The sequence below is a fragment of the Streptomyces sp. NPDC094032 genome, assembly GCF_040303965.1.
GTDB lineage: Bacteria > Actinomycetota > Actinomycetes > Streptomycetales > Streptomycetaceae > Streptomyces.
In genome coordinates this window covers 31,972-57,497 of record NZ_JBEOUE010000027.1, presented here as the reverse complement: position 1 = coordinate 57,497, position 25,526 = coordinate 31,972, and the positions used below count along the sequence as shown (strand labels likewise).

Annotated in this window: 25 protein-coding genes; 18 read left to right on the top strand and 7 right to left on the bottom strand. The window is 72.0% G+C overall.

Going from position 1 to position 25,526, the window contains the following annotated elements; all coding sequences use genetic code 11:
- Positions 1-6 precede the first annotated feature (6 nt).
- From ABTZ54_RS29570 to ABTZ54_RS29535, 8 genes are all read left to right on the top strand, one after another.
- Complete coding sequence (locus tag ABTZ54_RS29570) at positions 7-1,062, top strand: ABC transporter ATP-binding protein (protein ID WP_351668916.1); 1,056 nt, start codon at positions 7-9, stop codon at positions 1,060-1,062.
- Positions 1,055-2,140 (top strand): ABC transporter ATP-binding protein, encoded by a 1,086-nt coding sequence (locus ABTZ54_RS29565; protein ID WP_351668914.1) that lies wholly within the window; start codon positions 1,055-1,057, stop codon positions 2,138-2,140. The genes ABTZ54_RS29570 and ABTZ54_RS29565 overlap by 8 nt, the downstream gene beginning before the upstream one ends.
- Positions 2,141-2,314: 174 nt before the next feature.
- Positions 2,315-3,940 (top strand): peptide ABC transporter substrate-binding protein, encoded by a 1,626-nt coding sequence (locus ABTZ54_RS29560; RefSeq protein ID WP_351668912.1) that lies wholly within the window; start codon positions 2,315-2,317, stop codon positions 3,938-3,940.
- An 87-nt stretch (positions 3,941-4,027) separates the two neighbouring features.
- Complete coding sequence (locus tag ABTZ54_RS29555; RefSeq protein ID WP_351668910.1) at positions 4,028-4,951, top strand: ABC transporter permease; 924 nt, start codon at positions 4,028-4,030, stop codon at positions 4,949-4,951.
- Entirely contained in the window at positions 4,944-5,951 is a 1,008-nt protein-coding gene (locus ABTZ54_RS29550) for an ABC transporter permease (RefSeq protein WP_351668908.1), read from the top strand. The genes ABTZ54_RS29555 and ABTZ54_RS29550 overlap by 8 nt, the downstream gene beginning before the upstream one ends.
- Positions 5,952-5,957: 6 nt before the next feature.
- A complete protein-coding gene (locus ABTZ54_RS29545) occupies positions 5,958-6,941 on the top strand; it encodes an ABC transporter ATP-binding protein (RefSeq protein ID WP_351668907.1) in 984 nt (327 codons plus the stop codon).
- Positions 6,934-8,022: an ABC transporter ATP-binding protein gene (locus ABTZ54_RS29540; protein WP_351668905.1), complete on the top strand. Its 1,089-nt coding sequence runs from the start codon at positions 6,934-6,936 to the stop codon at positions 8,020-8,022. The genes ABTZ54_RS29545 and ABTZ54_RS29540 overlap by 8 nt, the downstream gene beginning before the upstream one ends.
- 201 nt (positions 8,023-8,223) lie before the next feature.
- Positions 8,224-9,156 (top strand): hypothetical protein, encoded by a 933-nt coding sequence (locus ABTZ54_RS29535; RefSeq protein WP_351668903.1) that lies wholly within the window; start codon positions 8,224-8,226, stop codon positions 9,154-9,156.
- Here ABTZ54_RS29535 and ABTZ54_RS29530 read toward each other — a convergent pair whose 3' ends face one another.
- Entirely contained in the window at positions 9,157-11,304 is a 2,148-nt protein-coding gene (locus tag ABTZ54_RS29530; RefSeq protein WP_351668901.1) for a S9 family peptidase, read from the bottom strand.
- 156 nt (positions 11,305-11,460) lie between these two features.
- Here ABTZ54_RS29530 and ABTZ54_RS29525 point away from each other — a divergent pair, with 156 nt between their 5' ends.
- The 4 genes from ABTZ54_RS29525 to ABTZ54_RS29510 all read left to right on the top strand — a co-directional run bounded on the left by ABTZ54_RS29525 (position 11,461) and on the right by ABTZ54_RS29510 (position 15,251).
- On the top strand, positions 11,461-11,655 hold the full coding sequence (locus ABTZ54_RS29525) for a hypothetical protein (RefSeq protein ID WP_046911704.1): 195 nt from the start codon (positions 11,461-11,463) through the stop codon (positions 11,653-11,655).
- Positions 11,656-11,696: 41 nt separating this feature from the next.
- Positions 11,697-12,587, top strand: coding sequence for an N-acetyl-1-D-myo-inositol-2-amino-2-deoxy-alpha-D-glucopyranoside deacetylase (gene mshB / locus ABTZ54_RS29520; RefSeq protein ID WP_351668899.1), 891 nt, complete (start codon positions 11,697-11,699; stop codon positions 12,585-12,587).
- On the top strand, positions 12,584-12,928 hold the full coding sequence (locus ABTZ54_RS29515; RefSeq protein WP_351668897.1) for a DUF6113 family protein: 345 nt from the start codon (positions 12,584-12,586) through the stop codon (positions 12,926-12,928). Before mshB ends, ABTZ54_RS29515 begins: the two co-directional genes overlap by 4 nt.
- Positions 12,929-13,136: 208 nt before the next feature.
- On the top strand, positions 13,137-15,251 hold the full coding sequence (locus tag ABTZ54_RS29510) for a peptidoglycan binding domain-containing protein (protein WP_502997336.1): 2,115 nt from the start codon (positions 13,137-13,139) through the stop codon (positions 15,249-15,251).
- A gap of 71 nt (positions 15,252-15,322) precedes the next feature.
- Here the strand turns inward: ABTZ54_RS29510 and ABTZ54_RS29505 are convergent, their stop codons facing one another.
- Together ABTZ54_RS29505 and ABTZ54_RS29500 are read right to left on the bottom strand one after the other, a co-directional pair.
- Positions 15,323-16,141, bottom strand: coding sequence for a transglutaminase family protein (locus tag ABTZ54_RS29505; RefSeq protein ID WP_351668893.1), 819 nt, complete (start codon positions 16,139-16,141; stop codon positions 15,323-15,325).
- Positions 16,138-17,139, bottom strand: a complete 1,002-nt coding sequence (locus ABTZ54_RS29500; RefSeq protein ID WP_351668891.1) for a GNAT family N-acetyltransferase — start codon at positions 17,137-17,139, stop codon at positions 16,138-16,140. Before ABTZ54_RS29500 ends, ABTZ54_RS29505 begins: the two co-directional genes overlap by 4 nt.
- 112 nt (positions 17,140-17,251) lie before the next feature.
- On the opposite strand from ABTZ54_RS29500, the gene fdxA reads away from it, so the two are divergent.
- Positions 17,252-17,572, top strand: a complete 321-nt coding sequence (gene fdxA, locus ABTZ54_RS29495) for a ferredoxin (RefSeq protein ID WP_351668889.1) — start codon at positions 17,252-17,254, stop codon at positions 17,570-17,572.
- Positions 17,573-17,654: 82 nt separating this feature from the next.
- Positions 17,655-18,749, top strand: a complete 1,095-nt coding sequence (locus ABTZ54_RS29490; protein WP_351668887.1) for a bifunctional succinyldiaminopimelate transaminase/glutamate-prephenate aminotransferase — start codon at positions 17,655-17,657, stop codon at positions 18,747-18,749.
- Positions 18,750-18,815: 66 nt separating this feature from the next.
- Here ABTZ54_RS29490 and ABTZ54_RS29485 read toward each other — a convergent pair whose 3' ends face one another.
- Together ABTZ54_RS29485 and ABTZ54_RS29480 are read right to left on the bottom strand one after the other, a co-directional pair.
- Complete coding sequence (locus ABTZ54_RS29485) at positions 18,816-19,286, bottom strand: ATP-binding protein (protein WP_351668885.1); 471 nt, start codon at positions 19,284-19,286, stop codon at positions 18,816-18,818.
- Between the two features lie 350 nt (positions 19,287-19,636).
- Complete coding sequence (locus ABTZ54_RS29480; protein ID WP_502997335.1) at positions 19,637-20,599, bottom strand: VldE C-terminal domain-containing protein; 963 nt, start codon at positions 20,597-20,599, stop codon at positions 19,637-19,639.
- Between the two features lie 29 nt (positions 20,600-20,628).
- On the opposite strand from ABTZ54_RS29480, the gene dapE reads away from it, so the two are divergent.
- Both dapE and ABTZ54_RS29470 read left to right on the top strand, forming a co-directional pair.
- Positions 20,629-21,723 (top strand): succinyl-diaminopimelate desuccinylase, encoded by a 1,095-nt coding sequence (dapE, locus tag ABTZ54_RS29475; RefSeq protein ID WP_351668881.1) that lies wholly within the window; start codon positions 20,629-20,631, stop codon positions 21,721-21,723.
- Between the two features lie 84 nt (positions 21,724-21,807).
- On the top strand, positions 21,808-22,557 hold the full coding sequence (locus ABTZ54_RS29470; RefSeq protein ID WP_351668879.1) for an LOG family protein: 750 nt from the start codon (positions 21,808-21,810) through the stop codon (positions 22,555-22,557).
- Between the two features lie 85 nt (positions 22,558-22,642).
- Here the strand turns inward: ABTZ54_RS29470 and folP are convergent, their stop codons facing one another.
- A complete protein-coding gene (gene folP, locus ABTZ54_RS29465) occupies positions 22,643-23,503 on the bottom strand; it encodes a dihydropteroate synthase (protein WP_351668877.1) in 861 nt (286 codons plus the stop codon).
- Positions 23,504-23,617: 114 nt separating this feature from the next.
- Here folP and ABTZ54_RS29460 point away from each other — a divergent pair, with 114 nt between their 5' ends.
- Positions 23,618-23,962, top strand: a complete 345-nt coding sequence (locus tag ABTZ54_RS29460) for a DivIVA domain-containing protein (protein ID WP_351668875.1) — start codon at positions 23,618-23,620, stop codon at positions 23,960-23,962.
- Positions 23,959-24,549 (top strand): DNA-3-methyladenine glycosylase I, encoded by a 591-nt coding sequence (locus ABTZ54_RS29455; protein WP_351668873.1) that lies wholly within the window; start codon positions 23,959-23,961, stop codon positions 24,547-24,549. The genes ABTZ54_RS29460 and ABTZ54_RS29455 overlap by 4 nt, the downstream gene beginning before the upstream one ends.
- Positions 24,550-24,571: 22 nt before the next feature.
- Here ABTZ54_RS29455 and chcB read toward each other — a convergent pair whose 3' ends face one another.
- On the bottom strand, positions 24,572-25,375 hold the full coding sequence (gene chcB, locus ABTZ54_RS29450) for a 2-cyclohexenylcarbonyl CoA isomerase (RefSeq protein WP_351668872.1): 804 nt from the start codon (positions 25,373-25,375) through the stop codon (positions 24,572-24,574).
- Positions 25,376-25,526 lie beyond the last annotated feature (151 nt).

Sequence of the window (25,526 nt, the reverse complement as noted above, 5' to 3'; positions counted from 1 at the left end):
GCGTACGTGACCATCATCGACAACACCGCGACGGTCCCCGCGCCGCGTGGCGGCGACCAGACCGGTCCGCTGCTCGAAGTCCGCGACCTGCACGTCGAGTTCCACACCCGTGACGGTGTGGCCAAGGCGGTCAACGGAGTCAACTACTCCGTCGACGCCGGTGAGACGCTGGCCGTGCTCGGCGAGTCCGGCTCCGGCAAGTCCGTCACCGCCCAGGCCATCATGGGCATCCTCGACATGCCGCCCGGCAAGATCCCGCAGGGCGAGATCCTGTTCCGCGGCCAGGACATGCTCAAGATGTCCAACGAGGAGCGCCGGCAGATCCGCGGCCGGAAGATCGCGATGATCTTCCAGGACGCGCTGTCCTCCCTCAACCCGGTCCTCTCCGTCGGCTACCAGCTCGGCGAGATGTTCCGCGTGCACCACGGCCTGTCCAAGAAGGACGCCAAGCTCAAGGCCATCGAGCTGATGGACAAGGTCAAGATCCCCGCCGCCAAGGCGCGGGTCTCGGACTACCCCCACCAGTTCTCCGGCGGTATGCGCCAGCGCATCATGATCGCCATGGCGCTCGCCCTGGAGCCCGACCTGATCATCGCGGACGAGCCCACCACGGCGCTCGACGTGACGGTCCAGGCCCAGGTCATGGACCTCCTCGCGGAGCTCCAGCGCGAGTACAACATGGGTCTGATCCTGATCACCCACGACCTCGGCGTGGTCGCCGACGTCGCGGACAAGATCGCGGTCATGTACGCGGGACGGATCGTCGAGCAGGCGCCGGTGGGCGAGCTGTACAAGCGCCCGGCCCACCCGTACACCCGCGGTCTGCTGGACTCGATCCCGCGTCTGGACCAGAAGGGCCAGGAGCTCTACGCGATCAAGGGTCTGCCGCCCAACCTGCTCCACGTGCCCACCGGCTGCGCCTTCAACCCGCGCTGCCCGAAGGCCGAGGACATCTGCCGTACGGAGATCCCGGCGCTGGCGCCGGTCGCCGAGCAGGACGGCACCGATCTGCCGGGCCGCAAGAGCGCCTGCCACTTCTGGAAGGAGACGATCCATGGCTGAGCTCAGCAAGAACGAGGAGGCCGTGGCCGCGGCTCTCGACGCCCCCGTCGAGCGCGGTGAGCCGATCCTCCAGGTGCGCAACCTGCAGAAGCACTTCCCGCTGACGCAGGGCATCCTGTTCAAGAAGCAGGTCGGCGCGGTCAAGGCCGTGGACGGGGTCTCCTTCGACCTCTACCAGGGCGAGACGCTGGGCATCGTGGGCGAGTCCGGCTGTGGCAAGTCCACGGTCGCCAAGCTGCTGATGAACCTGGAGCGGGCCACCGCCGGCGAGGTCTTCTACAAGGGCCAGGACATCACCCGGCTGTCGGGGCGCGCCCTCAAGACCGTGCGCCGCAACATCCAGATGGTGTTCCAGGACCCGTACACCTCGCTGAACCCTCGTATGACGGTCGGCGACATCATCGGCGAGCCCTTCGACATCCACCCCGAGGTGGCCCCGAAGGGCGACCGGCGCCGCAAGGTGCAGGAGCTGCTGGACGTCGTCGGTCTGAACCCGGAGTACATCAACCGGTACCCGCACCAGTTCTCCGGCGGTCAGCGCCAGCGCATCGGCATCGCCCGCGGCCTCGCGCTCAACCCCGAGATCATCATCTGCGACGAGCCGGTCTCGGCCCTGGACGTGTCCGTCCAGGCGCAGGTCATCAACCTGATGGAGAAGCTGCAGGACGAGTTCAACCTCTCCTACATCTTCATCGCGCACGACCTGTCGATCGTCCGGCACATCTCCGACCGCGTCGGTGTGATGTACCTCGGCAAGATGGCCGAGATCGGTACGGACACGCAGATCTACGAGCACCCGACCCACCCGTACACGCAGGCGCTGCTCTCCGCGGTGCCGGTGCCGGACCCGGAGGCCCGCGCGCACCGCGAGCGGATCATCCTCACCGGTGACGTGCCCTCGCCGGCCAACCCGCCGTCGGGCTGCCGCTTCCGCACCCGTTGCTGGAAGGCGCAGGAGAAGTGCAGCACCGAGATGCCGCTGCTCGCGGTTCCGGAGCGCTTCCGCGGCCAGGACACCCCGGCCGCGCACGAGTCCGCGTGCCACTTCGCCGAGGAGAAGACGGTCCTCTCCGTCTGACCCGCCGAGGCCCCAGGCCCCCGTCACCCGCAAGGGTGCCGGGGGCCTTCGCGTTGCCCGCGTCCGGCGTGTCGTCCGGGTGGCCGTTCATCCGGACGCCGTAAAAGTGCACTCCCGTCAAAATCGGGTGATATTGGGGCCTAAGTCAGACTGAGGACATTCGGGAGGCACTCCATGCGCGGAGCCACGCACGCCAAGTGGGCCGCTCTGGCCACCGCCGTCGCCCTCGCGGCGACCGCCTGCGGCGGGGGCGGCGACAGCGGCGGCGGAGGCGCCGGCGGCACCGTGAGCTCGTCCTGGGGCGACCCGCAGAACCCACTGGAGCCGGCGAACACCAACGAGGTGCAGGGCGGCAAGGTCCTCTCCATGATCTTCCGGGGTCTCAAGCAGTACGACCCGAAGACCGGCGCGGCCAACAACATGCTGGCCGACAAGATCGAGACCAGCGACTCGGTCAACTTCACCATCACGCTCAAGGACGGCTGGACCTTCTCCAACGGCGAGAAGGTCACCGCGAAGTCCTTCGTCGACGCCTGGAACTACGGCGCCCATCTGAAGAACAACCAGAAGAACGCGTACTTCTTCGGCTACATCGAGGGCTACAGCCAGGTCCACCCGGACAAGGGCGAGCCGACCGCCGCGACCATGTCCGGCCTCAAGGTCGTCAACGACACGACCTTCACCGTCAAGCTGTCGCAGAAGTTCTCGACCTTCCCCGACACCCTCGGCTACGCGGCCTTCGCCCCGCTGCCCCAGGCCTTCTACGACGACCACGCCGGCTGGCTCTCCAAGCCGATCGGCAACGGCCCGTACACCGTGGACTCCTACGCCAAGGGCTCCCAGATGGTGCTCAAGAAGTGGGACTCGTACCCCGGCACCGACAAGGCCCAGAACGGCGGCATCACGCTCAAGGTCTACACCGACAACAACACGGCCTACACCGACCTGACGGCCGGCAACCTCGACCTCGTCGACGACATTCCGGCCTCGCAGCTGAAGAACGTCGGCACCGACCTCGGCGGCCGGTACATCAACACCCCCGCCGGCATCATCCAGACGCTCGCCTTCCCCTTCTACGACCCGGCCTGGAACAAGCCGGGCCAGGAGAAGCTGCGCACCGGCCTGTCCATGGCGATCGACCGCAAGCAGATCACCGAGACGATCTTCCAGAAGACCCGTACGCCGGCCCAGGACTGGACCTCGCCGGTGCTCGGCGCCGAGGGCGGCTTCAAGGACATCTGCGGCACGGCCTGCGTGTACAACCCGACCGAGGCGAAGAAGCTGGTCACCGAGGGCGGCGGCATCCCCGGCGGCACCATGAAGATCTCGTACAACGCCGACACCGGCTCCCACAAGGAGTGGGTGGACGCCGTCTGCAACTCCATCAACCGCGCCCTCGGCAACAACAAGGCCTGCGTCGGCAACCCGATCGGCACCTTCGCCGACTACCGCAACCAGGTCACCCAGTCGAAGATGCAGGGCCCCTTCCGGGCCGGCTGGCAGATGGACTACCCGCTGATCCAGAACTTCCTCCAGCCGCTGTACTACACCGGCGCCTCCTCCAACGACGGCAAGTACACCAACCCCCAGTTCGACAAGCTGGTCGACCAGGCCAACGCCGAGACCGACCGCTCCAAGGCCGTCGGGCTCTTCCAGCAGGCCGAGACCGTCCTGAAGAACGACATGGGCGCCATCCCGCTCTGGTACCAGAACGGCAGCGCCGGCTACTCGGACCGGGTCGAGAACGTGATGCTCAACCCGTTCAGCGTCCCGGTCTACGACCAGATCAAGGTCAAGTGACGTCGTAGCAGGTCGGCGGCGTACGGCCCGGCCCGCGGAACTCCGCGCCGGGCCGTACGCCTTCCTCCCCCCACTCTGGAGGTTTCCGTGGGTCGTTACGTGATCCGCCGGCTGCTGCAGATGATCCCGGTCTTCTTCGGCGCCACGCTGTTGATCTTCCTGATGGTGAACGTGATGGGCGACCCCATCGCCGGACTCTGCGGCGACCGGGCCTGCGACCCGGCCACCGCCGCGCAGCTCAAGAAGGAGTTCGGCCTCGACAAGCCGGTCTGGCAGCAGTACCTGATCTACATGGGCAACGTCTTCACCGGCGACTTCGGCACCGCCTTCAACGGACAGCCCGTCACCGAGCTGATGGCCAGCGCCTTCCCAGTCACCATCCGGCTCACCATCGTCGCGATCTTCTTCGAGATCGTCATCGGCATCAGCCTGGGCGTCCTCACGGGCCTCAAGCGCGGCCGCCCCATCGACACCACGGTCCTGCTGCTGACCCTGGTCGTCCTCTCGGTTCCGACCTTCGTCACCGGTCTGCTGGTCCAGCTGCTGCTCGGCGTGAAGTGGGGCTGGATCAAACCGGCCGTGTCGCCCGAGGCGCCGTTCAACGAGCTGATCGTCCCCGGTCTGGTCCTCGCCTCCGTCTCGCTCGCGTACGTCACCCGGCTCACCCGGACCTCGATCGCCGAGAACAAGCGCGCCGACTACGTCCGCACCGCCGTCGCCAAGGGCCTCCCGCGCCGCCGGGTCATCACCCGTCACCTGCTGCGCAACAGCCTCATCCCCGTGGTGACCTTCATCGGCGCCGACATCGGCGCGCTGATGGGCGGCGCCATCGTCACCGAACGGATCTTCAACATCCACGGCGTCGGCTACCAGCTCTACCAGGGCATCGTCCGCCAGAACACCCAGACCGTCGTCGGCTTCGTGACCGTCCTCGTCCTGGTGTTCCTCCTGGCCAACCTGCTGGTCGACCTCCTGTACGCCGTCCTTGACCCGAGGATTCGCTATGCCTGAGCCGCTTGAACCGTTTGAGCCGCTTGAGTCCTACGGCAGCGAGGGGCGGGCCATCGCCTCCACCGGCGCCGGGGGAGCCGCCGATCTCGCCACGGCCGAGGCCGAGACCCTGGAGAAGCCCCTGGGCGGTCCGGAGGGCGGCGGCCCCGACAAGAAGCCGCGCTCTCTGTGGTCCGACGCCTGGCACGACCTGCGCCGCAACCCGGTCTTCATCGTCTCCGGGCTGATCATTCTCTTCCTGGTGATCATCTCCATCTGGCCCTCGCTGATCGCCTCCGGGGACCCCCTCGACTGCGACCTCTCCAAGGCCCAGCAGGGCTCCCAGCCCGGCCACCCCTTCGGCTTCAACGGGCAGGGCTGCGATGTCTACACCCGGACCGTCTACGGCGCCCGCACCTCGGTCACCGTCGGCGTGCTCGCCACCCTCGGCGTGGCGATCCTCGGCAGCGTCCTCGGCGGACTCGCCGGCTTCTTCGGCGGCGCCTGGGACGGCGTGCTCTCCCGCATCACCGACGTCTTCTTCGCCATCCCCGTCGTCCTCGGCGGCCTGGTGCTGCTGTCCGTCGTGACCAGCGCGACCGTCTGGCCCGTCATCGGCTTCATGGTGCTGCTGGGCTGGCCACAGCTCTCCCGGATCGCCCGCGGCTCCGTCATCACCGCCAAACAGAACGACTACGTCCAGGCCGCCCGCGCCCTCGGCGCCTCCAACTCCCGGATGATGCTGCGCCACATCCTGCCCAACGCCATCGCCCCCGTGATCGTCGTCGCGACCATCGCGCTCGGCACGTACATCGCCCTGGAGGCGACCCTGTCGTACCTCGGCGTCGGACTGAAGCCGCCGACGGTGTCCTGGGGCATCGACATCTCCTCGGCCTCGCAGTACATCCGCAACGCCCCGCACATGCTGCTCTGGCCGGCCGGCGCGCTCGCCGTCACGGTGCTCGCCTTCATCATGCTCGGCGACGCGGTGCGCGACGCCCTCGACCCCAAGCTGAGGTAGGGGACCATGCTGCTCGAAGTGCGCGACCTGCACGTGGAGTTCCACACCCGGGACGGTGTGGCCAAGGCGGTCAACGGCGTCAACTACTCGGTGGACGCGGGGGAGACGCTCGCCGTGCTCGGCGAGTCCGGCTCCGGCAAGTCCGTCACCGCCCAGGCGGTCATGGGCATCCTCGACGCGCCCCCCGGGAAGATCGCCGGCGGCGAGATCCTCTTCCAGGGCAAGGACCTGCTCAAGCTGAAGGAGGAGGAGCGCCGGAAGATCCGTGGCGCCAAGATGGCGATGGTCTTCCAGGACGCGCTCTCCTCGCTCAACCCGGTGGTCAGCGTGGGCGAGCAGCTGGGCGAGATGTTCCAGGTGCACCGAGGGATGTCGAAGAAGGACTCCCGCGCCAAGGCGGTCGAGCTGATGGACCGGGTCCGCATCCCCGCCGCCAAGGAACGGGTGGGGCAGTACCCGCACCAGTTCTCCGGCGGCATGCGGCAGCGCATCATGATCGCGATGGCGCTCGCCCTCGAACCCGAGCTGATCATCGCCGACGAGCCGACCACCGCCCTCGACGTCACCGTCCAGGCCCAGGTCATGGACCTGCTCGCCGAGCTCCAGCGCGAGCTCAACATGGGGCTCATCCTCATCACCCACGACCTCGGCGTGGTCGCCGACGTCGCCGACAAGATCGCCGTCATGTACGCGGGACGGATCGTCGAACAGGCCCCGGTCCACGAGATCTACAAGCGCCCCGCCCACCCGTACACGCGCGGTCTGCTCGACTCCATCCCGCGCCTGGACCAGAAGGGCCAGGAGCTCTACGCGATCAAGGGCCTGCCGCCCAACCTGCTCGCCATCCCCTCCGGCTGCGCCTTCAACCCGCGCTGCCCGCTCGCCCAGGACGTGTGCCGCACGGACGTGCCGCCGTTGTACGACGTCACCGAATCGCCCGTACCGCGCTCCAGCGCCTGCCACTTCTGGAAGGAGTGCCTCCATGGCTGAGGCGATTCTCCAGGTCCGCGACCTGGTCAAGCACTATCCGCTGACCCAGGGCATCCTCTTCAAGAAACAGGTCGGCGCGGTCAAGGCGGTGGACGGCGTCGACTTCGACCTCGCCGCGGGCGAAACCCTCGGCATCGTCGGCGAGTCCGGCTGCGGCAAGTCGACCGTGGCGAAGATGCTGGTCAACCTGGAGCGGCCGACCGCGGGCTCCATCTCGTACAAGGGCGAGGACATCACCACCATGTCCCCGCGCGCCCTCAAGGCCGTGCGCCGCAACATCCAGATGGTGTTCCAGGACCCGTACACCTCGCTCAACCCGCGCATGACGGTCGGCGACATCATCGGCGAGCCGTACGAGATCCACCCGGAGGTCGCGCCCAAGGGCGACCGGCGCCGCAAGGTGCAGGACCTGCTGGACGTCGTCGGCCTCAACCCGGAGTACATCAACCGCTATCCGCACCAGTTCTCCGGCGGCCAGCGCCAGCGCATCGGCATCGCCCGAGGCCTCGCCCTCCAGCCCGAGATCATCGTGGCCGACGAGCCGGTCTCGGCCCTCGACGTCTCCGTCCAGGCGCAGGTGGTCAACCTCCTGGAACGGCTCCAGAACGAGTTCAGCCTGTCGTACGTCTTCATCGCGCACGACCTGTCGATCGTGCGGCACATCTCCGACCGGGTCGGCGTGATGTACCTGGGCCGGATCGTGGAGATCGGCTCCGACGCGCAGATCTACGACCACCCCACCCACCCGTACACCCAGGCGCTGCTCTCGGCGGTGCCGGTGCCCGACCCCGACGCGCGCGAGCACCGCGAGCGGATCATCCTCGCCGGCGACGTGCCCTCCCCGGCCAACGTCCCCTCCGGCTGCCGCTTCCGCACCCGCTGCTGGAAGGCGCAGGAGCGCTGCACCCTGGAGGTCCCGCTGCTCGCCGTCCCGGCCGTCTTCCGGCTGACCGACACCCCCGCCAAGCACGACTCGGCCTGCCACTTCGCGGAGGAGAAGCAGGTGGTGCCGCCGGAGAACGGCAACGGGAAAGGCAACGGGAAAGGCACGGCCGCCCCCGACACTCCTCCCGAGGCTTAACCTCCGGGCAACGTCGCCGAATCGGATCCGATATACGGACGCGGGACGCTCCACAACGTACGGCCGTGCGGGTGCCGTTGGACCGGCCGGGGCGCGCCATGTCGCTCCGGCCGGTCGCTCCGCGCCCCGACTTGACGCACCATCCCTCCGCATCTGCGGAACCGCTTGTTTCAGCCGATGGCGACCGTGAGTATCGGCCCCGTGACTGTGACACGAACGGCACGTCTCACCGGCGCCGCGCTGTGCGCCGCGCTCGCCCTCGTCATCGTCGTCTGGCTGCTGAGCGACCTGGCAGCCTTCAGGGCGCCCGCCGAACTCCTCTGGTACTGGGCGGGGGACCGCGCCTTCCTGCTCCGGCACAGGGCCGCCACCTCACTGGTCGACCCCGTGCTGCTCGTCGCCTACGTGGCCACCGCGTACGCCGCCCTGCGCTCCCCGCTGGCCGGGCCCGCGCTCGCCGTCACCGGGCTCACCACCCTCGCGCTGCGGCTGCCCGGCCTGTGGGCCGCCGGCATCGACGCCCTGGTCACCACCCTGCTCACGCTCGCCCTCGCCGCCGGACTCGTCGTCACCGCCGCTGCGGGCCGCCACGACGACCACGAGGGGGAGCCCGGCGGCCCGGCCCGCCCGCGCACCGGCCCCGCCGTCGCCGCCGGGGTGCTCTGCGCGCTCGCCGCACTCGTCTGGGCGGCCTGGGAGGCGCACTGGGCGAGCGCGCTGCCGGTCGAGTTCACCGTCGACCGGTTCACCGGCGGGCGCTCCCTGCTGCTGCCCACGCTGGCCGTCCCGCCCGGCTGGCTGGACGTCGTGCTGACCCTGCTGCTGCTCACCGCCGCCGTCAGCGCCTTCACCCGGGCCCGGCACGCCCGCCCGGCCGGACTGCTCGCCGGGCTGCTGCTCGCCGGCTGGGGGACGGGGGGCGTGGCCACCGCGCTGCGCGCCGACTGGTTCGCCGGTCTCCTCCAGCAGGAGACCGACACCCTGCTCTCCGTCCTCACCTCCGTCTTCGCCGTGCTCGCCGGGACCGCCGTCATGGTGCTGCTCGCGCGGCCGGGGGAGCGCCGCCGCCTCCCGTACCGGCCCGTCGCCGCCCTGCCCCCGGCCCCGCCCGCGCAGCCGCCGCCCGGCTGGTGATCAGGCCAGGCCCAGCGACCGCCTGAGGAAGTCCACCTGGAGCAGCAGCAGGTTCTCCGCCACCTGCTCCTGCGGCGTCATGTGCGTGACGCCCGACAGCGGCAGCACCTCGTGCGGGCGTCCCGCCGCGAGGAGCGCCGAGGAGAGCCGCAGGGTGTGCGCCGCCACCACGTTGTCGTCGGCGAGCCCGTGGACGATCATCATCGGCCGGGCCGGCTCCGCCGCGTGGACCAGACCCTCGTCCGTGACCAGCGAGTTCGCCGCGTAGACGGCCGGCTCCTGGTCCGGGTGGCCCAGATAGCGCTCGGTGTAGTGGGTGTCGTACAGCCGCCAGTCGGTGACCGGGGCGCCCACCACGGCCGCGTGGAAGACGTCCGGCCGGCGCAGCGCCGCCAGGGCGGCCAGATACCCGCCGTACGACCAGCCGCGGATCGCCACCCGCCCGAGGTCGAGCGGGAAGCGGCCGGCCAGCCCGTGCAGCGCCTCGATCTGGTCGTCGAGGGTGGCGACGAAGTCCCCGGCGACCGACTTCTCCCAGCCGGGGGAGCGGCCCGGCATCCCGCGCCCGTCGGCGACGATCACCGCGAAGCCCTGCTCGGCGAACCACCGGGACGTCAGATACGGGTTGTGCGCGGCGACCACCCGCTGCCCGTGCGGCCCCCCGTACGGGTCCAGGAGCACCGGCAGCGGCCCGTCGCCCTCCGACCACCCGGAGGGCAGCAGCACGGCGCACGGGATCCGGCGCGCCCCCGCCTGGACGAGCCGCGCCCCGGCGGCCAGCGGAGGGGTCTGCGCGTACGAGGTCACCTGGGCGACCGGCGCCCCGTCCCGCAGCACCCGCGCCACGCTCCCCGGAACGTCCGGCCGCGCCGAGGAGAGCACCGTCACCGCACCGGAACGCACCGCTCCGTGCACCCCGGCGCCCTCCGAGACCCGCACCACGCCCCCGGGACCCACCCGGTAGACGTGGATCTCACCGATCTCAGGGTCCCCGGAGGCCTCTGCGGCCTCACCGGCGGACGCCGAGATCAAGACATCTTCGGCGCCCACGTCCAGCACCGCCCGCACATGCAGATCCGCGCCCGTCAGCGTCCGCTCCCCGACCACGAGCGCCCGGACACCGCCCTCGTCGGCGATCCGCACCAGCCGCCCGTCGGAGGTCCTGGCCGGGACCCCCGTGAACAGCTCCAGCCACGCCGGGTCCTCGTCCACATGCGCCACCCGGGTCGCCCCCGACGCCGGGTCGACCTCCAGGAACGCCTGCGTGCGCTGGTCCCTGGCCTGCACGAGCAGCAGCGGCGCCCCCTCGCCCGACCAGTGCACCCGGGCCAGGTACGGGTACGCCGCCCGGTCCCACACCACCTCGGTGCGGGCCCCTTCGAGGTCCACCACGAAGAGCCCGACCTCCGCGTTGGGCGTGCCCGCCGCCGGGTAGGCCACCGCGTGCGGCGCCCGCTCCGGGTGCGCCGGATCGGCGATCCACCAGCGCCGCACCGGCCGTTCGTCCACCCGCGCCACGAGCAGCCGGTCCGAGGACGGCGCCCACCAGAAGCCCCGGCTGCGGCCCATCTCCTCCGAGGCCGCGAACTCCGCCAGACCGTACGTGACGCCCTCCGCCTCCGGCTCGGCGAGCGCCCGGTCCCCGGCGGTGCCCTCGGGGGCCTCGGTGCCCGTCACCCGCAGCGCCCCGCCCGCCGCGTACGCGACGTACCGCCCGTCCGGCGAGGGCCGCGGGTCGACCACCGGTCCGGGAACCGGCAGTTCGCGTGCCGTGCCCGCCCGCAGCTCCGCCGTGAACAGGCGCCCGGACAGGGCGAACGCCGCCAACTCCACCGCCCCGTCCACGGCGTAGCCCACGATCCCGCCCGAGCCCTCCCGGCTCCGCTCCCGGCGCGCCCGCTCCTCCGCGGACAACTCCTCCTCGGCGCCCGCGAGCAGCGCCCGAGGGTCGGCCGCCAGGCGCTCGGAGCCGTCCGACGGGTCCAGCACCCACAGCGCGTGGGAGCGGTCCGTCCCCGAGGCGGACCGGACGAACACCACCCGCTCGCCGTCCGGCGACACACTGAACGCGCGCGGCGCGCCGAGCGTGAACCGCTGCGTCCGCGCGTACCGACGGGGGAACGACAGGGAGTCTCGTGACGAAGTCATGTGACCGAAACTAGCGTCCGTGCGCCCCCTCATGCTCCTGTACACCGATCGATGCGATGGCACGGATAGTTATGATCCGTAGCGCTAGGTGGGTATGCATCTCCTGGCACATGCCAACTGAAGGTCCGACCTGAAGAAGTATGGAGGTGAACCGCCGTGGCACTCTCGATTTCGGTGGTTGTGCTGCTGGCGATCGTCGTCTTCCTGCTCATCCGGAAATCCGGTCTCAAGGCCGGACACGCGGCGATCTGCGCGCTCCTCGGGTTCTACCTCGCGAGCTCGTCCATCGCCCCGTCCATCAGCACCCTCACCACCAACGTGGCGAGCATGATCGGCGGACTGAAGTTCTGACCTGCCGCTCCGCCGGTGGTCCCGCCTCGTAGGGTGGGGCCATGACGGTTCTCCCTGCCCGTCGTCTGCTCCTGGTGCATGCCCACCCGGACGACGAGTCGATCAACAACGGCGCCACCATGGCCAGGTACGCGGCCGAGGGCGCCCAGGTCACCCTCGTGACCTGCACCCTGGGCGAGGAGGGCGAGGTCATCCCGCCCGAGCTCGCCCATCTGGCACCCGACCGGGAGGACCGGCTCGGCGAGCGCCGGGTCGCCGAGCTCGACGCCGCCATGAAGGAGCTCGGCGTCCCCGACCACCGCTTCCTCGGCGGCCCCGGGCGCTTCCGCGACTCCGGAATGATGGGCGCCGAGCAGAACAGGCGCCCGAACGCCTTCTGGAACACGGACGTCGACACCGCCGCGCCGTACCTCGTCGAGGTGATCCGCGAGATCCGGCCGCAGGTCCTGGTCACCTACGACCCCGACGGCGGCTACGGCCACCCCGACCACATCCAGGCCCATCGGGTCGCCACCCGCGCCGCCGAACTGGCCGCCGACCCCGCCTACCGGCCCGAGCTCGGCCCCGCCCACGAGATCGCCAAGATCTACTGGAACCGGCTGCCGCGCCCGGTCGTCGAGGCCGGCTTCGAGCGGCTGCGCGCCGAGGGCTCGGTCTTCCCCGCCGACGCGGAGATCGGCGACCTGCCCGGCGTCGTCGACGAGGCCCGGATCACCGCCGAGATCGACGGCGGCAGCGCCCACGCGGCCCGCAAGACCGCCGCCATGCGCGCCCACCTCACCCAGATCGCCGTCGACGGCCCCTTCTTCGCCCTCTCCAACAACCTGGGCCAGCCGATCTTCACGACCGAGTACTACGAGCTGGTCCACGGCACGTCCGGCGCGCCCACGGGCGAACGCGAGACCGATCTGTTCGCCGGAGTCGCCTCGTGAAGGGGCGTTACGTCTGGTACGCGGCGCTCGTGATCCTCGGCGCCCTCGTCGGCACGGCCGGCTCCCTGGTCCAAGCCGCCTGGTTCCCGGCCGGATTGCTGCTGTCCCTGCTGGCCTCCGCCGCCGTGTTCTACGGCGGCCGGATCGCCACCGGCACCCAGCTGGGCGTCGCGGCCTCCGGCGGCGGCTGGCTGATCGCCATCGTGGTGCTCAGCTTCGGACGCCCCGAGGGCGACGGCCTGTTCGGCGGCGGACTCGGGGAGATGGTCTTCCTGCTCGGCGGCATGGCCGTCGCTGTGATGTGCGCCACGATGGGCCGACTCTCCCGACCGGCCCCGTGAACAGGCCCACTTGACCCGTCCGTGCCACGACGACCTGGCCGGACATCCTCCGGTCCGGCCTGACTTCGGCCGGATTGGCCATGGCCGATCCACGCCGGGTCGGGTACGGAGCGGCGGCGGCCAGTATGGTGGTGCGCGCCGTCGACCGCCCCGATTCACCACGAGCGCAAGCAAGAGCGGGCGGCGGAGCCAACCGGGAGATCCTGCTTTGAGTCGTGAAACTGGTCGAGAGACTGACAGTTCGTCCTCCGGCGCCCAGGCGCGCGGTGGGGCCGCGTACCCCTCGGGCACCCCTCCGTACGGGCTCCGCCCGGGCCAGGAGGCGATGGAGGAGGCCCCCGCCGCCTCCGCACCGCCGGAGGAGCCCAAGACCGAGACCACGCTGACGACCCGTATCCGGATCAACATCCCGGGTTCGCGTCCGATCCCGCCCGTGGTCGTCCGCAAGACGGTCGCCGAGGGCGACGTCCAGGCCCAGGCCCAGGCGCCGGCCCAGGCACCGGCCCGGACGCCGGCCGCCCAGGCCCCGGCCCGGGCCGCCGAGCCCGAGGCGCCGCGCCCCGAGCCGGTGCCCGAGCCCGAGCCGGTCGCCCCGGCCGAGCCGCCGCGCGCCGAGGAGAAGCCCACCAGCGACTGGTTCGCCCCGCGCAAGCCGGCCGCCGCCCCCGCCCCGAAGGCCGTCGCCCCGGCGCCCGCGCCCGGCCCGGTCGCGGCCCCGGCGCCCACGCCGGCCGCCGCCGCGCCCGGCTTCGCCGGCGGCTCCGCGTCGGACGGCGTCCCGTCGGCCGCGAGCACCACCCAGAGCATGCCGATCGTCACACCGCTGACGGGCGGCCCCGGGCACACCCCCGCGGGCGGCACGCCGGTCTTCGACCCCGGCGCCGGACACACTCCCGCGGGCGGCACGCCGGTCTTCGACCCCGGCGCCGGGAACCCGCTCTACGACAGCGGCCCGGGCCACACACCGGCCGCCGGCACGCCCGTCGTCACCCCGCCCGCCGGACCGACCACCGGACCGGTCACCGGCGGCAGCCCGGTCGTCGGCCCCGGCCACCCGAGGGGCGGCGCCGCCGCGTCCGGGATGCCGGGCATGACGGACGCGCTCCGGATGTCGGACGACACCGCGATCCTGACGCCGCAGAGCATCGCGGCGCACGAGGGCGCGCACGTCTCGGGCGCCACGCTCACCAGCGGCATCCCGGTCGTCCCGCCGACCACGGCCCCCGGACCCGACCTGAGCCCGCGCGCCCCCGGGCGGCAGGACGCGGCCTTCGACGGCGGCTACGACGCCTACGACGGGCCCGACGCCCAGGACGAGCCCGCGCCCGCCCCGGCCCCCGCCCCGGCCCGCAAGCCCGCCCCGGCGCCCGCCAAGAAGGGCCGCTCCAAGCTGGTCCTCGTCGGCGCCGGCGTGTTCGGCCTCGCGGGTGTCGCGTACTGCGCCGGACTGCTCCTGAACCACTCCGACGTCCCCAAGGGCACCACCGTGCTCGGCGTGGACATCGGCGGCGGCACCAAGGAGGAGGCGGTCGCCACGCTGGAGACGGCCCTGGGCAAGCGCGCCCACGCCCCGCTCAAGCTGGACATCGGCGGCACGAAGACCGAGCTGGCCCCCGACAAGGCGGGCCTCGCCCTGGACGCGCAGGAGACCGTGCGCGCCGCCGCCGGCAGCGACTACAACCCGGTGTCGGTCATCGGCTCGCTCTTCGGCGGCGAGCGGGTCGCCCAGCCGGTCTTCCCGGTCGACGAGGAGAAGCTGGGCGTCGCCCTCACCGACCTGGCCGGCAGCTCCGGCTCGGCCACCGAGGGCACGATCGTCTTCGCCCCCGGCAAGGTCACCGCGGTCGAGGGCAAGCCGGGCAAGGGCCTGGACGTCCAGCGCTCGATGATCGCCGTCCGGGACGCCTACCGCGCCCAGGTCGAGACGGGCACCGCGAAGTCCGTGACGCTCCCGGTCGTCACCCGGCAGCCCACCATCAGCAAGGCCGAGCTCGACCGGGCGATGAAGGAGTTCGCCGAGCCCGCGATGTCCGGCCTGATCAGGATCAAGGCGGGCGGGAAGAAGATCGACTTCGGTCCGGCCCGTTCGCTGCCGAAGATCCTCTCCATGCGGGCCGTCGACGGGAAGCTGGTCGAGGTCTACAACAAGGAAGCGATCACCGAGCTCCTCGACGGCGTCTTCGACGGCATCATGGTCACCAAGGGCGACGGCACCAAGCACCAGGTGTCCGCCGACGACGTGGCCTTCGTGATGGGCGACGCCCTGCGCGGCAAGGGCCTGGCCGAGCGCACCAAGACGATCGACCTCAGCGGCGAGGGCTGATCCCGGCGGGATACGAAGAAGCGGCCGGTACGGGGGCGGTGGCCCGCCACTCGCCCCGTACCGCCCGGGCCTCAGTTGAGCAGCGCCCGGGCCGCCTTCGCCCGCTGCCGGATCGTCTCGGCGGCGCTCGGCTCCACCGCGTCCATGATCGTCGCGTACGCCTCCATCTCCACCGCGCCGGTGAGGAAGTCGCCGCGCTGGACGAGCAGCTCCGCGCGCTCGTAGCGCAGCCGGGCCGGGTGGGAGGGCAGCATCAGGGAGAGGTCGACCGCCCACAGCGCGACGTCCGAGCGCTCGGGGCGGGCGCCGGCCCAGGCCCGGATGTTGTTCAGGACCCGCAGCACGATCGCGGTCGGCGCGGAGGGGCGCAGCATCGACGGGTCGAGCGCCTCGCCGGTGGCGCCCGCGACGAGGAGTTCGGCGTCGGCGCCGGTCATGGCCCGGCCGCCGGCGAACGGGTCGGCCAGATGCAGGTCGTCCGGGTCGCCGAAGCCGACGACGAAGTGGCCGGGCAGACCGAGGCCGTAGACGTGCGCCCCGGCCCGCCGCGCGACCTCCATCCACACCACCGACAGCAGGATCGGAAGCCCGCGCCGCCGCCGCAGCACCTCGTGCAGCAGCGAGGACTCGAGCCGCTGGTAGTCCGCGGGAACGCCCTGGAAGCCCGCACGGCGGCCGAGCAGATCGGATAGCGCCGCTACCCACGCGTCGGCGCCGCGCGTCCCGTACGGCACGAGCCCGGCGAGCCGGTCCAGTTCGATCTCCGCCAGGTCCAGGTCCGCCTGGGTCACCGAGGGGTCGGCCACCGCGCCGACCAGCAGACAGAGGCGGGCGAGGTCGGGCTGCTCCGCCCTGGCCTCCTCCGCGAACTCCCGCCGCCAGTCGGTCATGCGCCCGTCCATCGGTAGTGGTGGTAGTGGTGATGGACCGCGAAGCCCATCCCCTCGTACAGCGCCCGGGCGCCGTCGTTCTCCGCCTCGACCTGGAGCCAGGCGGCCGACGCGCCCTCGTCGAGCGCCCGGCGGGCGAGCGCCGTCATGACGGACGTGGCCAGGCCGCGGCGCCGCTGGGCGGGGTCGACCTCGACCGCCATGAAACCGGCCCAGCGCCCGTCCACCACACAGCGCCCGATCGCCGCCGGTATGTCTCCCGTGCCCGGAACGGAGGCGAACCACACACTCGGGCCGCCGCCGAGCACCGTCAGGACCTGCGGGCCGGGCTCGCCGAAGCGCTGGTAGCGGCGCAGCCAGTCCTCGTCGAAGGCGCGGTCGAGGCGGACCCGGGTCACGTCGGCGTCGAGGTCGCCGATCGGGGCGAGGGCCGCGATCCGCACCTCGGCGGAGACCTCCCGCCGCCACTCCCGCCGCTCGAGCTCGGCGCAGAGCAGCTCCTGGGTGCCCTCGCCGCCCGTGGCCGTCTGTACATAGGGGGGCAGGTCCCGGGCCGCGTACCACTCCCGTACGCGGTCGAGGGCGGCGTCCAGGGGCAGCCCGGGGTCGCCCAGCGGCAGCGCCGAGTTGGCCCGCCGGGTGAAGCCTCCGGCGGCCCGCAGCGTCCACTCGCCGAGCGGCTCGCTCTCCACCGGCTGCCAGGCGCGGGCGGTGGCGCGGGCGAGCTCCGGGAAGGTCGCGGCGGGGCCCCGGCGGCGGGCCGGGGCGGCGGGGACGGTCTTGCCCGCGACGAGGGCGGATTCCGCGATCCGGACGGTCTCACCGGTCCTTCGTGTGATCAGCAGCACACCGTCTTCCCACGATGTGAGAACGCCGACCGCGTCCGTGAACCTCTCACCCGGCGCACCCGAGTCCGTCACGCACCGAACAGAGACGCGTTTTCCCACGTCAGAGGCGGTAATTCGGACTTCGAGACGTCCTCCACCGGCGAATTCCACAGCTTCTTAGCCCCTCCTGTTCGGATCGCCCCCGAGAACGGAGATACTAGGGGCGGGCATCGACGACGCCGCGCTCCCGCGCAGACCAGCCCTATCGAGGAGGAACGACAGCGTGACCTACGTCATCGCGCAGCCTTGTGTCGACGTGAAGGACAAGGCGTGCATCGAGGAGTGCCCCGTCGACTGCATCTACGAGGGCCAGCGGTCCTTGTACATCCACCCGGACGAATGCGTCGACTGTGGGGCCTGTGAGCCGGTCTGCCCGGTCGAGGCGATCTTCTACGAGGACGACACTCCGGAGGAGTGGAAGGAGTACTACAAGGCGAACGTCGAGTTCTTCGACGAGCTCGGTTCGCCCGGTGGTGCCTCCAAGCTGGGCCTGATCGAGCGTGACCACGCCTTCATCGCCGCCCTGCCGCCGCAGAACGGCTGATCATCCGCCCTCGGTCCCGTACGGCATCGTCCGCTGTACGGGACCGACGCGTTTGCGTACCAACGAGGAAGTGAGCCAACCCGTGAGCGCAGTCTCTTCGCGCCTGCCCGTCTTCCCCTGGGACAAGCTGGAGCCGTACAAGAAGACGGCGACGGCCCACCCGGACGGGATCGTGGACCTCTCCGTGGGCACTCCGGTCGACCCGGTGCCCGCGCTGATCCAGGACGCCCTGGTCGCGGCGGCGGACTCGCCGGGCTATCCCACGGTGTGGGGTACGAAGGAGCTGCGGGACGCGCTCACCGGCTGGTGCGAGCGGCGCCTGGGCGCCACCGGCTTCGGCCACGAGAACGTGCTGCCGGTGGTCGGCTCCAAGGAGCTGGTGGCCTGGCTGCCGACCCAGCTCGGCCTCGGCGCCGGCGACAGGGTCGCCTACCCGCGGCTCGCCTACCCGACGTACGAGGTGGGCGCCCGGCTGTGCGGCGCGGAGCCCGTCGTCTACGACGACCCCACCGAGCTCGACCCGGCCGGCCTCAAGCTGCTGTGGCTCAACTCCCCGTCCAACCCGACCGGCAAGGTGCTCGGCAAGGACGAGCTGACCCGGATCGTGGCCTGGGCGCGCGAGCACGGCGTCCTGGTCTTCTCCGACGAGTGCTACCTGGAGCTCGGCTGGGAGGCCGATCCGGTCTCGGTGCTGCACCCGGACGTCTGCGGCGGATCGTACGAGGGCATCGTCGCCGTCCACTCGCTGTCGAAGCGCTCCAACCTGGCCGGCTACCGGGCCGCGTTCATCGCGGGCGACGCGGCCGTCCTGGGCGAGCTGCTGCTGATCCGCAAGCACGGCGGCATGATGACCGCCGCCCCGGTCCAGGCGGCCACGGTCGCCGCGCTCGGCGACGACGCGCACGTGGCCGAGCAGCGCGAGCGGTACGCGGCCCGGCGGGCGGCCCTGCGGGCGGCCCTGGAGGCGCACGGCTTCCGGATCGAGCACAGCGAGGCCAGCCTCTACCTGTGGGCGACCCGCGACGAGCCCTGCTGGGACACGGTGGCCTACCTGGCAGAGAAGGGCGTCCTGGTGGCGCCCGGCGACTTCTACGGCGAGGCGGGCGAGCGCTTCGTGCGGGTCGCGTTCACGGCGACCGACGAGCGGGTCGAGGCCGCGGTCAAGCGGCTGGGCTGACGGACGGATACGGGTGAGGGCCCGGGGAGCGATCTCCCCGGGCCCTCTCGCGTGTGCGGCGGAGCATCAGCCGCCGAGCAGGCCACCGCCCAGCGGGAGGGTCGGGGCCGGCACGCCCTGGGTGGGCAGGCCGCCCAGGGTGCCGCCGGTGGGGGCGTCGGCGCCCTCGGCGGCGGCGCCCGCCGTCTGGCCGACGACCTCGCCCGCGTTGCCGGCGGCCTCGCCCGCGATCTCCTGGGCGGCCGGGGTGGCGGTCTTGCCCGCCGTGCCCAGGGTCTTGCCGGCCGCCGGGACGGCCGTGCCGACGGCCTGGCTGCCGGTCTCGCCGACGACGCCGGTCGCGGTCTGCGAGGCGGTGTCGAGGGTGGAGCCGGTGGCGGCGCCGTCGAGCTGGGTCAGACCCGTCAGGGCGCCGGTCGGGGCGAGGGACTGGTCCACGGCGCTCGCGGAGCCGGCCGCACCGACCACCACCGGGGCTGCTCCGGCCGCGACGAGCAGGGCGGCGCGGGCGATCCGACGGGTCAGGGGGAGGGACATGGTGCTCCTTCAGCGGAGGGGACGTTTGCGGTTGGACGCAGTGACAACCGGCCGTGGGGCGGGGGAGGTTGCGGAGGCCGAAGGTAAAGAATGGGCAATGCGTCGTATTGTCGGGTGGGGAGGAAAGCGGACGAACGCGTCAATGCGCCGTCGGCTGCCGAACCGTCACTTCCCTTGTGCCGCAAGGGGATTGCGGTGACATGACACGCGATGGGAAAGCTGCCCGGAGAGCTCTGCGGCGCGCGCGCCGGAAGACACGTCCGGGGGACAGCCCGTACGACTGCCCGTGCGGTCTTCTGTGTCTTCTGAGGTCTTCCGCGGTCTTTCCGTGCCCCTTACAGAGAGCGGCGCTATCTGGCGGTGAGCCTGAGGCGGACCCAGGAGCCGTCGGTGCCGCCGCCCGTGCGCTTGGCGGGCACCCACTCGCCCGACGAGTCGTCCGCCCGCCAGACCCGGTCCCCGTACGCCACCTCGGCGACGCGCAGCTCGTCCGCCCGCGCCACCGCCCACTGCGCCAGCTCCCAGCCGCGCTGCTCCCGCGTCCCCGTGGCCGCCTTCACCGGTACGGACAGCTCCAGGGCCGCCGCGCCCGAGGCGCCCGCCTCCGCGCCCGCCGTCGGTGTGCTCCCGGCGCCCTGGGGCGCCGGCCGCGGCTTCGCCCGCTCGCCGAAGGCCCGCACCACCTCGTCCCGCACCCGCGCGGGATCGCCCGGCCGGCCCTCCGCCACGTCCGCCGTGCACGACAGCGCGGCCGGCGCCCGGCCGGTCAGCGCCGCCGACAGGAGCGCCGCGTCCGGCTCGTGTTTGGCGTACGCCTGCGGGAAACCGCTGCGCTGCACCTTCTGCGCCGCCACCGTCAGGGGCAGCCGCGAATACCCCGGGACCTTCTCCAGGCCCTCGTAGAACTTCCCCGAGGAGTAGACGGGGTCGAGGATCTGCGCGGGCGTCCCCCAGCCCATGGAGGGCCGCTGCTGGAACAGGCCGAGCGAGTCCCGGTCGCCGTGCTCGATGTTGTAGAGCGCCGACTCCTGGAGCGCCGTCGCCAGCGCGATCGTCACCGCCCGCTCCGGCATCCCCCGGGTGGTGCCCACGGCGGCGATCGTCGCCGCGTTGGACGCCTGCTCCGGAGTGAACTCGTACCGGTTCGCCCCGCTTCCGATGCTGCACCGCGGCGCGCCCTTGCTCCCCGTGACGTAGTGCACGGCCACATAGGCGACCAGGCCGAGGAGCACGGCGAACGCGGCCGTGAACCGGGCGAGACGCCCGCGACGGGCGGGGCTGGGGGGACGGGTGGGCTCGGACACGCGCCCCACCGTACTGGAGGCCGCGTTAGGGTCGGCACATGGCTGACACCGCTCCTGGAGAGACCCCGCTGGACCTCACGCTCGACGGCGCCGCGCTGACCGCCGCCCTGGTCGACTTCCCGTCCGTCAGCGGCACCGAGAAGCCGCTCGCCGACGCGATCGAGCAGGCCCTGCGCGGGCTGCCGCACCTCACCGTCGACCGGTACGGCAACAACGTCGTCGCCCGCACCACCCTCGGCCACGACGAGCGGGTCGTCCTCGCCGGACACATCGACACCGTCCCCATCGCCGACAACGTGCCCTCCCGGCTCGACGAGGACGGCATCCTGTGGGGCTGCGGCACCTCCGACATGAAGTCGGGCGTCGCCGTCCAGCTGCGGATCGCGGCCACCGTCCCCGCGCCCAACCGCGACCTCACCTTCGTCTTCTACGACAACGAGGAGGTCGCCGCGCACCTCAACGGGCTCGGCAAGATCGCCGAGGCGCACCCGGAGTGGCTCGCGGGCGACTTCGCCGTCCTCCTGGAGCCCTCCTACGGCGAGGTCGAGGGCGGCTGCCAGGGCACCCTGCGGGTCAAGCTGCACACCACGGGCGAGCGGGCCCACTCCGCGCGCTCCTGGATGGGCTCCAACGCCATCCACGCCGCCGCCCCCATCCTCGCCCGCCTCGCCGCCTACGAGCCGCGCAAGCCGGTCATCGACGGCCTGGAGTTCCACGAGGGCCTCAACGCCGTCGGCATCGAGGGCGGCGTCGCCACCAACGTCATCCCCGACGCCTGCGTGGTCACCGTCAACTACCGCTATGCCCCCGACCTCTCCCCGGAGCAGGCCGTGGCCCACGTCCGCGAGGTCTTCGCGGACTGCGGCGTCGCCGAGTTCGAGATCGACGACGAGAGCGGCGGCGCCCTGCCCGGCCTCTCGCACCCCGCAGCCGCCGCCTTCATGAAGGCGGTCGGCGGCAGCGCCCGCCCCAAGTTCGGCTGGACCGACGTCGCCCGCTTCAGCGCCCTGGGCGTCCCCGCCGTCAACTACGGCCCCGGCGACCCCATCTACGCGCACAAGCGCGACGAGCACGTGCACGTCGAGCGGATCCACCACTGCGAGGCAAGGCTCCGCGACTGGCTGACCGACTGATTCCCGGAATTTCGCTTTTCGTCACCTCCATGGACCTACCCTGACCGGACCGGAAGATCAGTGGAACGGTGAAAGGAGCAGGCCATGGGCGTACCCGAGGAGCCGAAGAAGCCGGAGGAGCAGCGGGTGGGACCGGTGCTCAGGCGCCGTGACCAGGTCCAGCCCGGCACCACGGACCAGCGCCTGCTCGACACCGAGGGCGACTCGGAGTGGGTGCACACCGACCCCTGGCGGGTCATGCGCATCCAGTCCGAGTTCGTGGAGGGCTTCGGCGCCCTGGCCGAACTGCCGAGCGCGATCAGCGTCTTCGGCTCGGCCCGCACCAAGCCCGACTCGCCCGAGTACGAGGCCGGCGTACGGATCGGCCACGCCCTCGTCGAGGCGGGCTTCGCGGTCATCACGGGCGGCGGCCCCGGCGCCATGGAGGCGGCCAACAAGGGCGCCCGGGAGGCCAAGGGCATCTCCGTGGGCCTCGGCATCGAGCTCCCCTTCGAGCAGGGCCTCAACCAGCACGTCGACATCGGCGTGAACTTCCGCTACTTCTTCGTCCGCAAGACGATGTTCGTGAAGTACGCGCAGGGCTTCGTCGTCCTGCCCGGCGGCCTCGGCACCCTCGACGAGCTCTTCGAGGCCCTGACCCTGGTCCAGACCCGCAAGGTCACCCGCTTCCCGATCGTCCTCTTCGGCACGGAGTACTGGAAGGGCCTCGTCGACTGGCTCCGCGACTCGGTCGTGGCCGGCGGCAAGGCCTCGGAACACGACCTCCTCCTCTTCCACCTCACGGACGACGTGGACGAGGCGGTCGCGCTGGTGACGAAGGAGACGGGCCGGTAGCCACCGCCGGCCGGGGTTGTGGGCATGCGTTCCGCCGGGGCGGAACGGGTGGGCACAACCCCCCCGCCGGCCCGCACCCGCCCGACTACGCCAACCCGCGCCGGGCGACCGCCGGGGGCCGATGCCCCGCGATGGACGCCACCATGTCCAGCACCTGCCGCGTCTCGGCCACCTCGTGCACCCGGTACACCTGCGCCCCGAGCCACGCGGAAACCGCCGTCGTCGCCAGAGTCCCGAGCACCCGCTCCTTGACCGGCCGGTCCAACGTCTCGCCCACGAAGTCCTTGTTGGACAACGACACCAGCACCGGCCACCCCGTGGCCGCCATCTCCCCGAGCCGCCGCGTCGCCTCCAGACTGTGCCGGGTGTTCTTCCCGAAGTCATGACCCGGGTCGATCATGATCCCGTCCCGCCGCACCCCCAGCGCGACCGCCCGCTCGGCGAGCCCGACCGTCACCCGCAGGATGTCGGCCATCACGTCCTCGTACTCCGTACGGTGCGGCCGGGTCCGCGGCTCCACCCCGCCCGCGTGGGTGCACACGAGCCCCGCGCCGTACGTCGCGGCGACCTCCGCGAGCCGCGGGTCGAAGCCGCCCCACGCGTCGTTCAGGACGTCCGCGCCCGCCTCGCACACCGCCGCGCCGACATCCGCGCGCCAGGTGTCCACGCTGATCACCACGGACGGGTGGCGCCGCCGCACCTCGGCCACGAAGCCGACCGTGCGCCGCGCCTCCTCCTCGGCGGTGACCTCCTCGCCGGGGCCCGCCTTCACCCCGCCGATGTCGATGATCGCGGCGCCCTCGGCCACGGCCTGCTCGACCCGGGCGAGGGCGGGTTCGTCCCGGAAGGTCGCCCCCTGGTCGTAGAAGGAGTCCGGCGTCCGGTTCACGATCGCCATGATCACCGGCTCGTGCGGCCCGAATTCCCGGGGTCCCAAGCGCAGCATCCCTTATGTCCTCCCTTGCGACCCGTCGCCGCATCGTCTGCGACCCTAACTGTCGGTGCCGCATGGCACGATCGGCACCGGACGTTTTCCACGGACGGGGAGAGGCGCGCGCTGGTGTTCTGGTTTCTGCTGATCACGATGGTCGTGGTCGTCGCGGCGGTCACCCTGGCGGTGGTCGGCGGCGGCGACAGCGAGGTGCTGCCCGAGTCGGCGCCCGAGCGGCTGATCGACCCGCTGCCCGCGACCCGCCCGGTCGGCCGGGCCGACGTCGAGGCGCTGCGCCTGCCCGTCGCCGTCCGGGGCTACCGGATGGCGGACGTGGACGACGTCCTCGGTCGGCTCGGCGCCGAGCTCGCCGAGCGCGACGCCCGGATCGCCGATCTGGAGACCGCCCTGGCGGCCGCCGCTCCCCGGGACGAGGCCGAAGCCGCTCCCCGGGACGAGGAGGAGGGCGCGTGAGCGAGGGCCGGGCCGTCGCGGGGCCCGACGGACTGCTGCGCTGCCCGTGGGGCCTGTCGACCGAGGACTACGTGGCGTACCACGACGAGGAGTGGGGCCGCCCGGTCCACGGCGACGACGCCCTGTTCGAGCGCCTGTGCCTGGAGGCCTTCCAGTCCGGGCTCTCGTGGATCACGATCCTGCGCCGCCGTGAGGGCTTCCGTACGGCCTTCTCCGGCTTCCGGATCGCCGACGTGGCCAGGTTCACCGACGCCGACCGGGAGCGGCTCCTGGGCGACGAGGGGATCATCCGCAACCGCGCCAAGATCGACGCCACGATCGCCAACGCCAAGGTCCTGACGACCTGGGCCCCCGGCGAGCTGGACGAGCTGATCTGGTCGTACGCGCCGGACCCGGCGGCCCGCCCGGTCCCGGCGGGCACGGGCGAGGTGCCGGCCGTGACGGACGAGTCGACCGCCCTGTCCAAGGCGCTGAAGAAGCGCGGACTGCGCTTCATCGGCCCGACCACGGCGTACGCGCTGATGCAGGCCTGCGGTCTGGTCGACGACCACGTCGCCGGCTGCGTGGCACGCGGCGCCGGCCGCTGAGCCGGCGCCGTCAGGGCCTGCCTCAGCGGCCCAGGTACGCCGGCTTCTCCTTGGCGATGAAGGCCCGCACGGCGATCGTGTGGTCCTCGGACGCGCCCGCCTTCGACTGGAGCTCGTCCTCCTTCTCCAGCGCCTCGGCGAGCGAGTGGTCCGCCCCGTACGCGAGGGACTCCTTCAGCGCCGCGTAGGCGACGGTCGGGCCCTCGGCCAGCGCGCGGGCCACCTTCGCGGCCTCCTCGGCGAGCGAGGCGGCCGGGACGAGCCGGTTCACGATGCCCAGCTCGTACGCCTCCTGGGCGCCGATCGAGCGCGGGAAGAGCAGCAGGTCGGCCGCGCGGCTGTGGCCGATCAGCCGGGGGAGCGTCCAGGACATGCCCGAGTCGGCGGTGAGGGCGACCCCGGCGAAGGAGGTGTTGAAGGCGGCCGTCTCCGCCACCACCCGGTAGTCCGCCGCCAGCGCGAAGCCGAAACCGGCTCCGGCCGCGACCCCGTTCACCGCCGCGACCACCGGCTTCGCCATGCCGGTGAGCGCCCGCACGATCGGGTTGTAGTGGTCGCGGACGGTGTTCATCGTGTCCCGCGTGCCGGACTCCTGGTCCTGGAGCAGCAGCCCGACGTGCTCCTTCAGGTCCTGGCCCACACAGAACGCGCGGTCGCCGGCGGCGGTCAGCAGCACCGCGCGGACGGCCGGGTCGGCGGCGGCGGTCTCCACGGCCTCGCGCAGGGCGACCTTCGCGGCCACGTTCATCGCGTTCATGGCCTCGGGGCGGTTGATCGTGATGGTGGCGAGCCCGTCGCTCACCTCGTACAGCACCGTGTCGGCCATCGCGGGGTTCCCTTCGCCTCATTGCGTCGATTGACCTGCCCAGCATGGCGGAGATCACCGGCCCGCAGCATGTGACCTGCGTCAAAGAATCGGCACCCGGAGATGGAGCGGCGGCGGCGAAGTATCGCAGGTGGTTCGGCGAAATATGCGG

What these genes read in the sequence shown, in the direction of transcription:
- ABTZ54_RS29545 (WP_351668907.1), top strand. Translation starts at nt 5,958, where the DNA reads ATGCTGCTCGAAGTGCGCGACCTGCACGTGGAGTTCCACACCCGGGAC.
- ABTZ54_RS29540 (WP_351668905.1), top strand. Translation starts at nt 6,934, where the DNA reads ATGGCTGAGGCGATTCTCCAGGTCCGCGACCTGGTCAAGCACTATCCG.
- ABTZ54_RS29530 (WP_351668901.1), bottom strand. Translation starts at nt 11,304, where the DNA reads ATGACTTCGTCACGAGACTCCCTGTCGTTCCCCCGTCGGTACGCGCGG.
- dapE (WP_351668881.1), top strand. Translation starts at nt 20,629, where the DNA reads ATGGCTGACACCGCTCCTGGAGAGACCCCGCTGGACCTCACGCTCGAC.
- ABTZ54_RS29470 (WP_351668879.1), top strand. Translation starts at nt 21,808, where the DNA reads ATGGGCGTACCCGAGGAGCCGAAGAAGCCGGAGGAGCAGCGGGTGGGA.
- ABTZ54_RS29565 (WP_351668914.1), top strand. Translation starts at nt 1,055, where the DNA reads ATGGCTGAGCTCAGCAAGAACGAGGAGGCCGTGGCCGCGGCTCTCGAC.
- ABTZ54_RS29505 (WP_351668893.1), bottom strand. Translation starts at nt 16,141, where the DNA reads ATGACCGACTGGCGGCGGGAGTTCGCGGAGGAGGCCAGGGCGGAGCAG.
- ABTZ54_RS29550 (WP_351668908.1), top strand. Translation starts at nt 4,944, where the DNA reads ATGCCTGAGCCGCTTGAACCGTTTGAGCCGCTTGAGTCCTACGGCAGC.
- ABTZ54_RS29485 (WP_351668885.1), bottom strand. Translation starts at nt 19,286, where the DNA reads ATGTCCCTCCCCCTGACCCGTCGGATCGCCCGCGCCGCCCTGCTCGTC.
- mshB (WP_351668899.1), top strand. Translation starts at nt 11,697, where the DNA reads ATGACGGTTCTCCCTGCCCGTCGTCTGCTCCTGGTGCATGCCCACCCG.
- ABTZ54_RS29560 (WP_351668912.1), top strand. Translation starts at nt 2,315, where the DNA reads ATGCGCGGAGCCACGCACGCCAAGTGGGCCGCTCTGGCCACCGCCGTC.
- chcB (WP_351668872.1), bottom strand. Translation starts at nt 25,375, where the DNA reads ATGGCCGACACGGTGCTGTACGAGGTGAGCGACGGGCTCGCCACCATC.
- folP (WP_351668877.1), bottom strand. Translation starts at nt 23,503, where the DNA reads ATGCTGCGCTTGGGACCCCGGGAATTCGGGCCGCACGAGCCGGTGATC.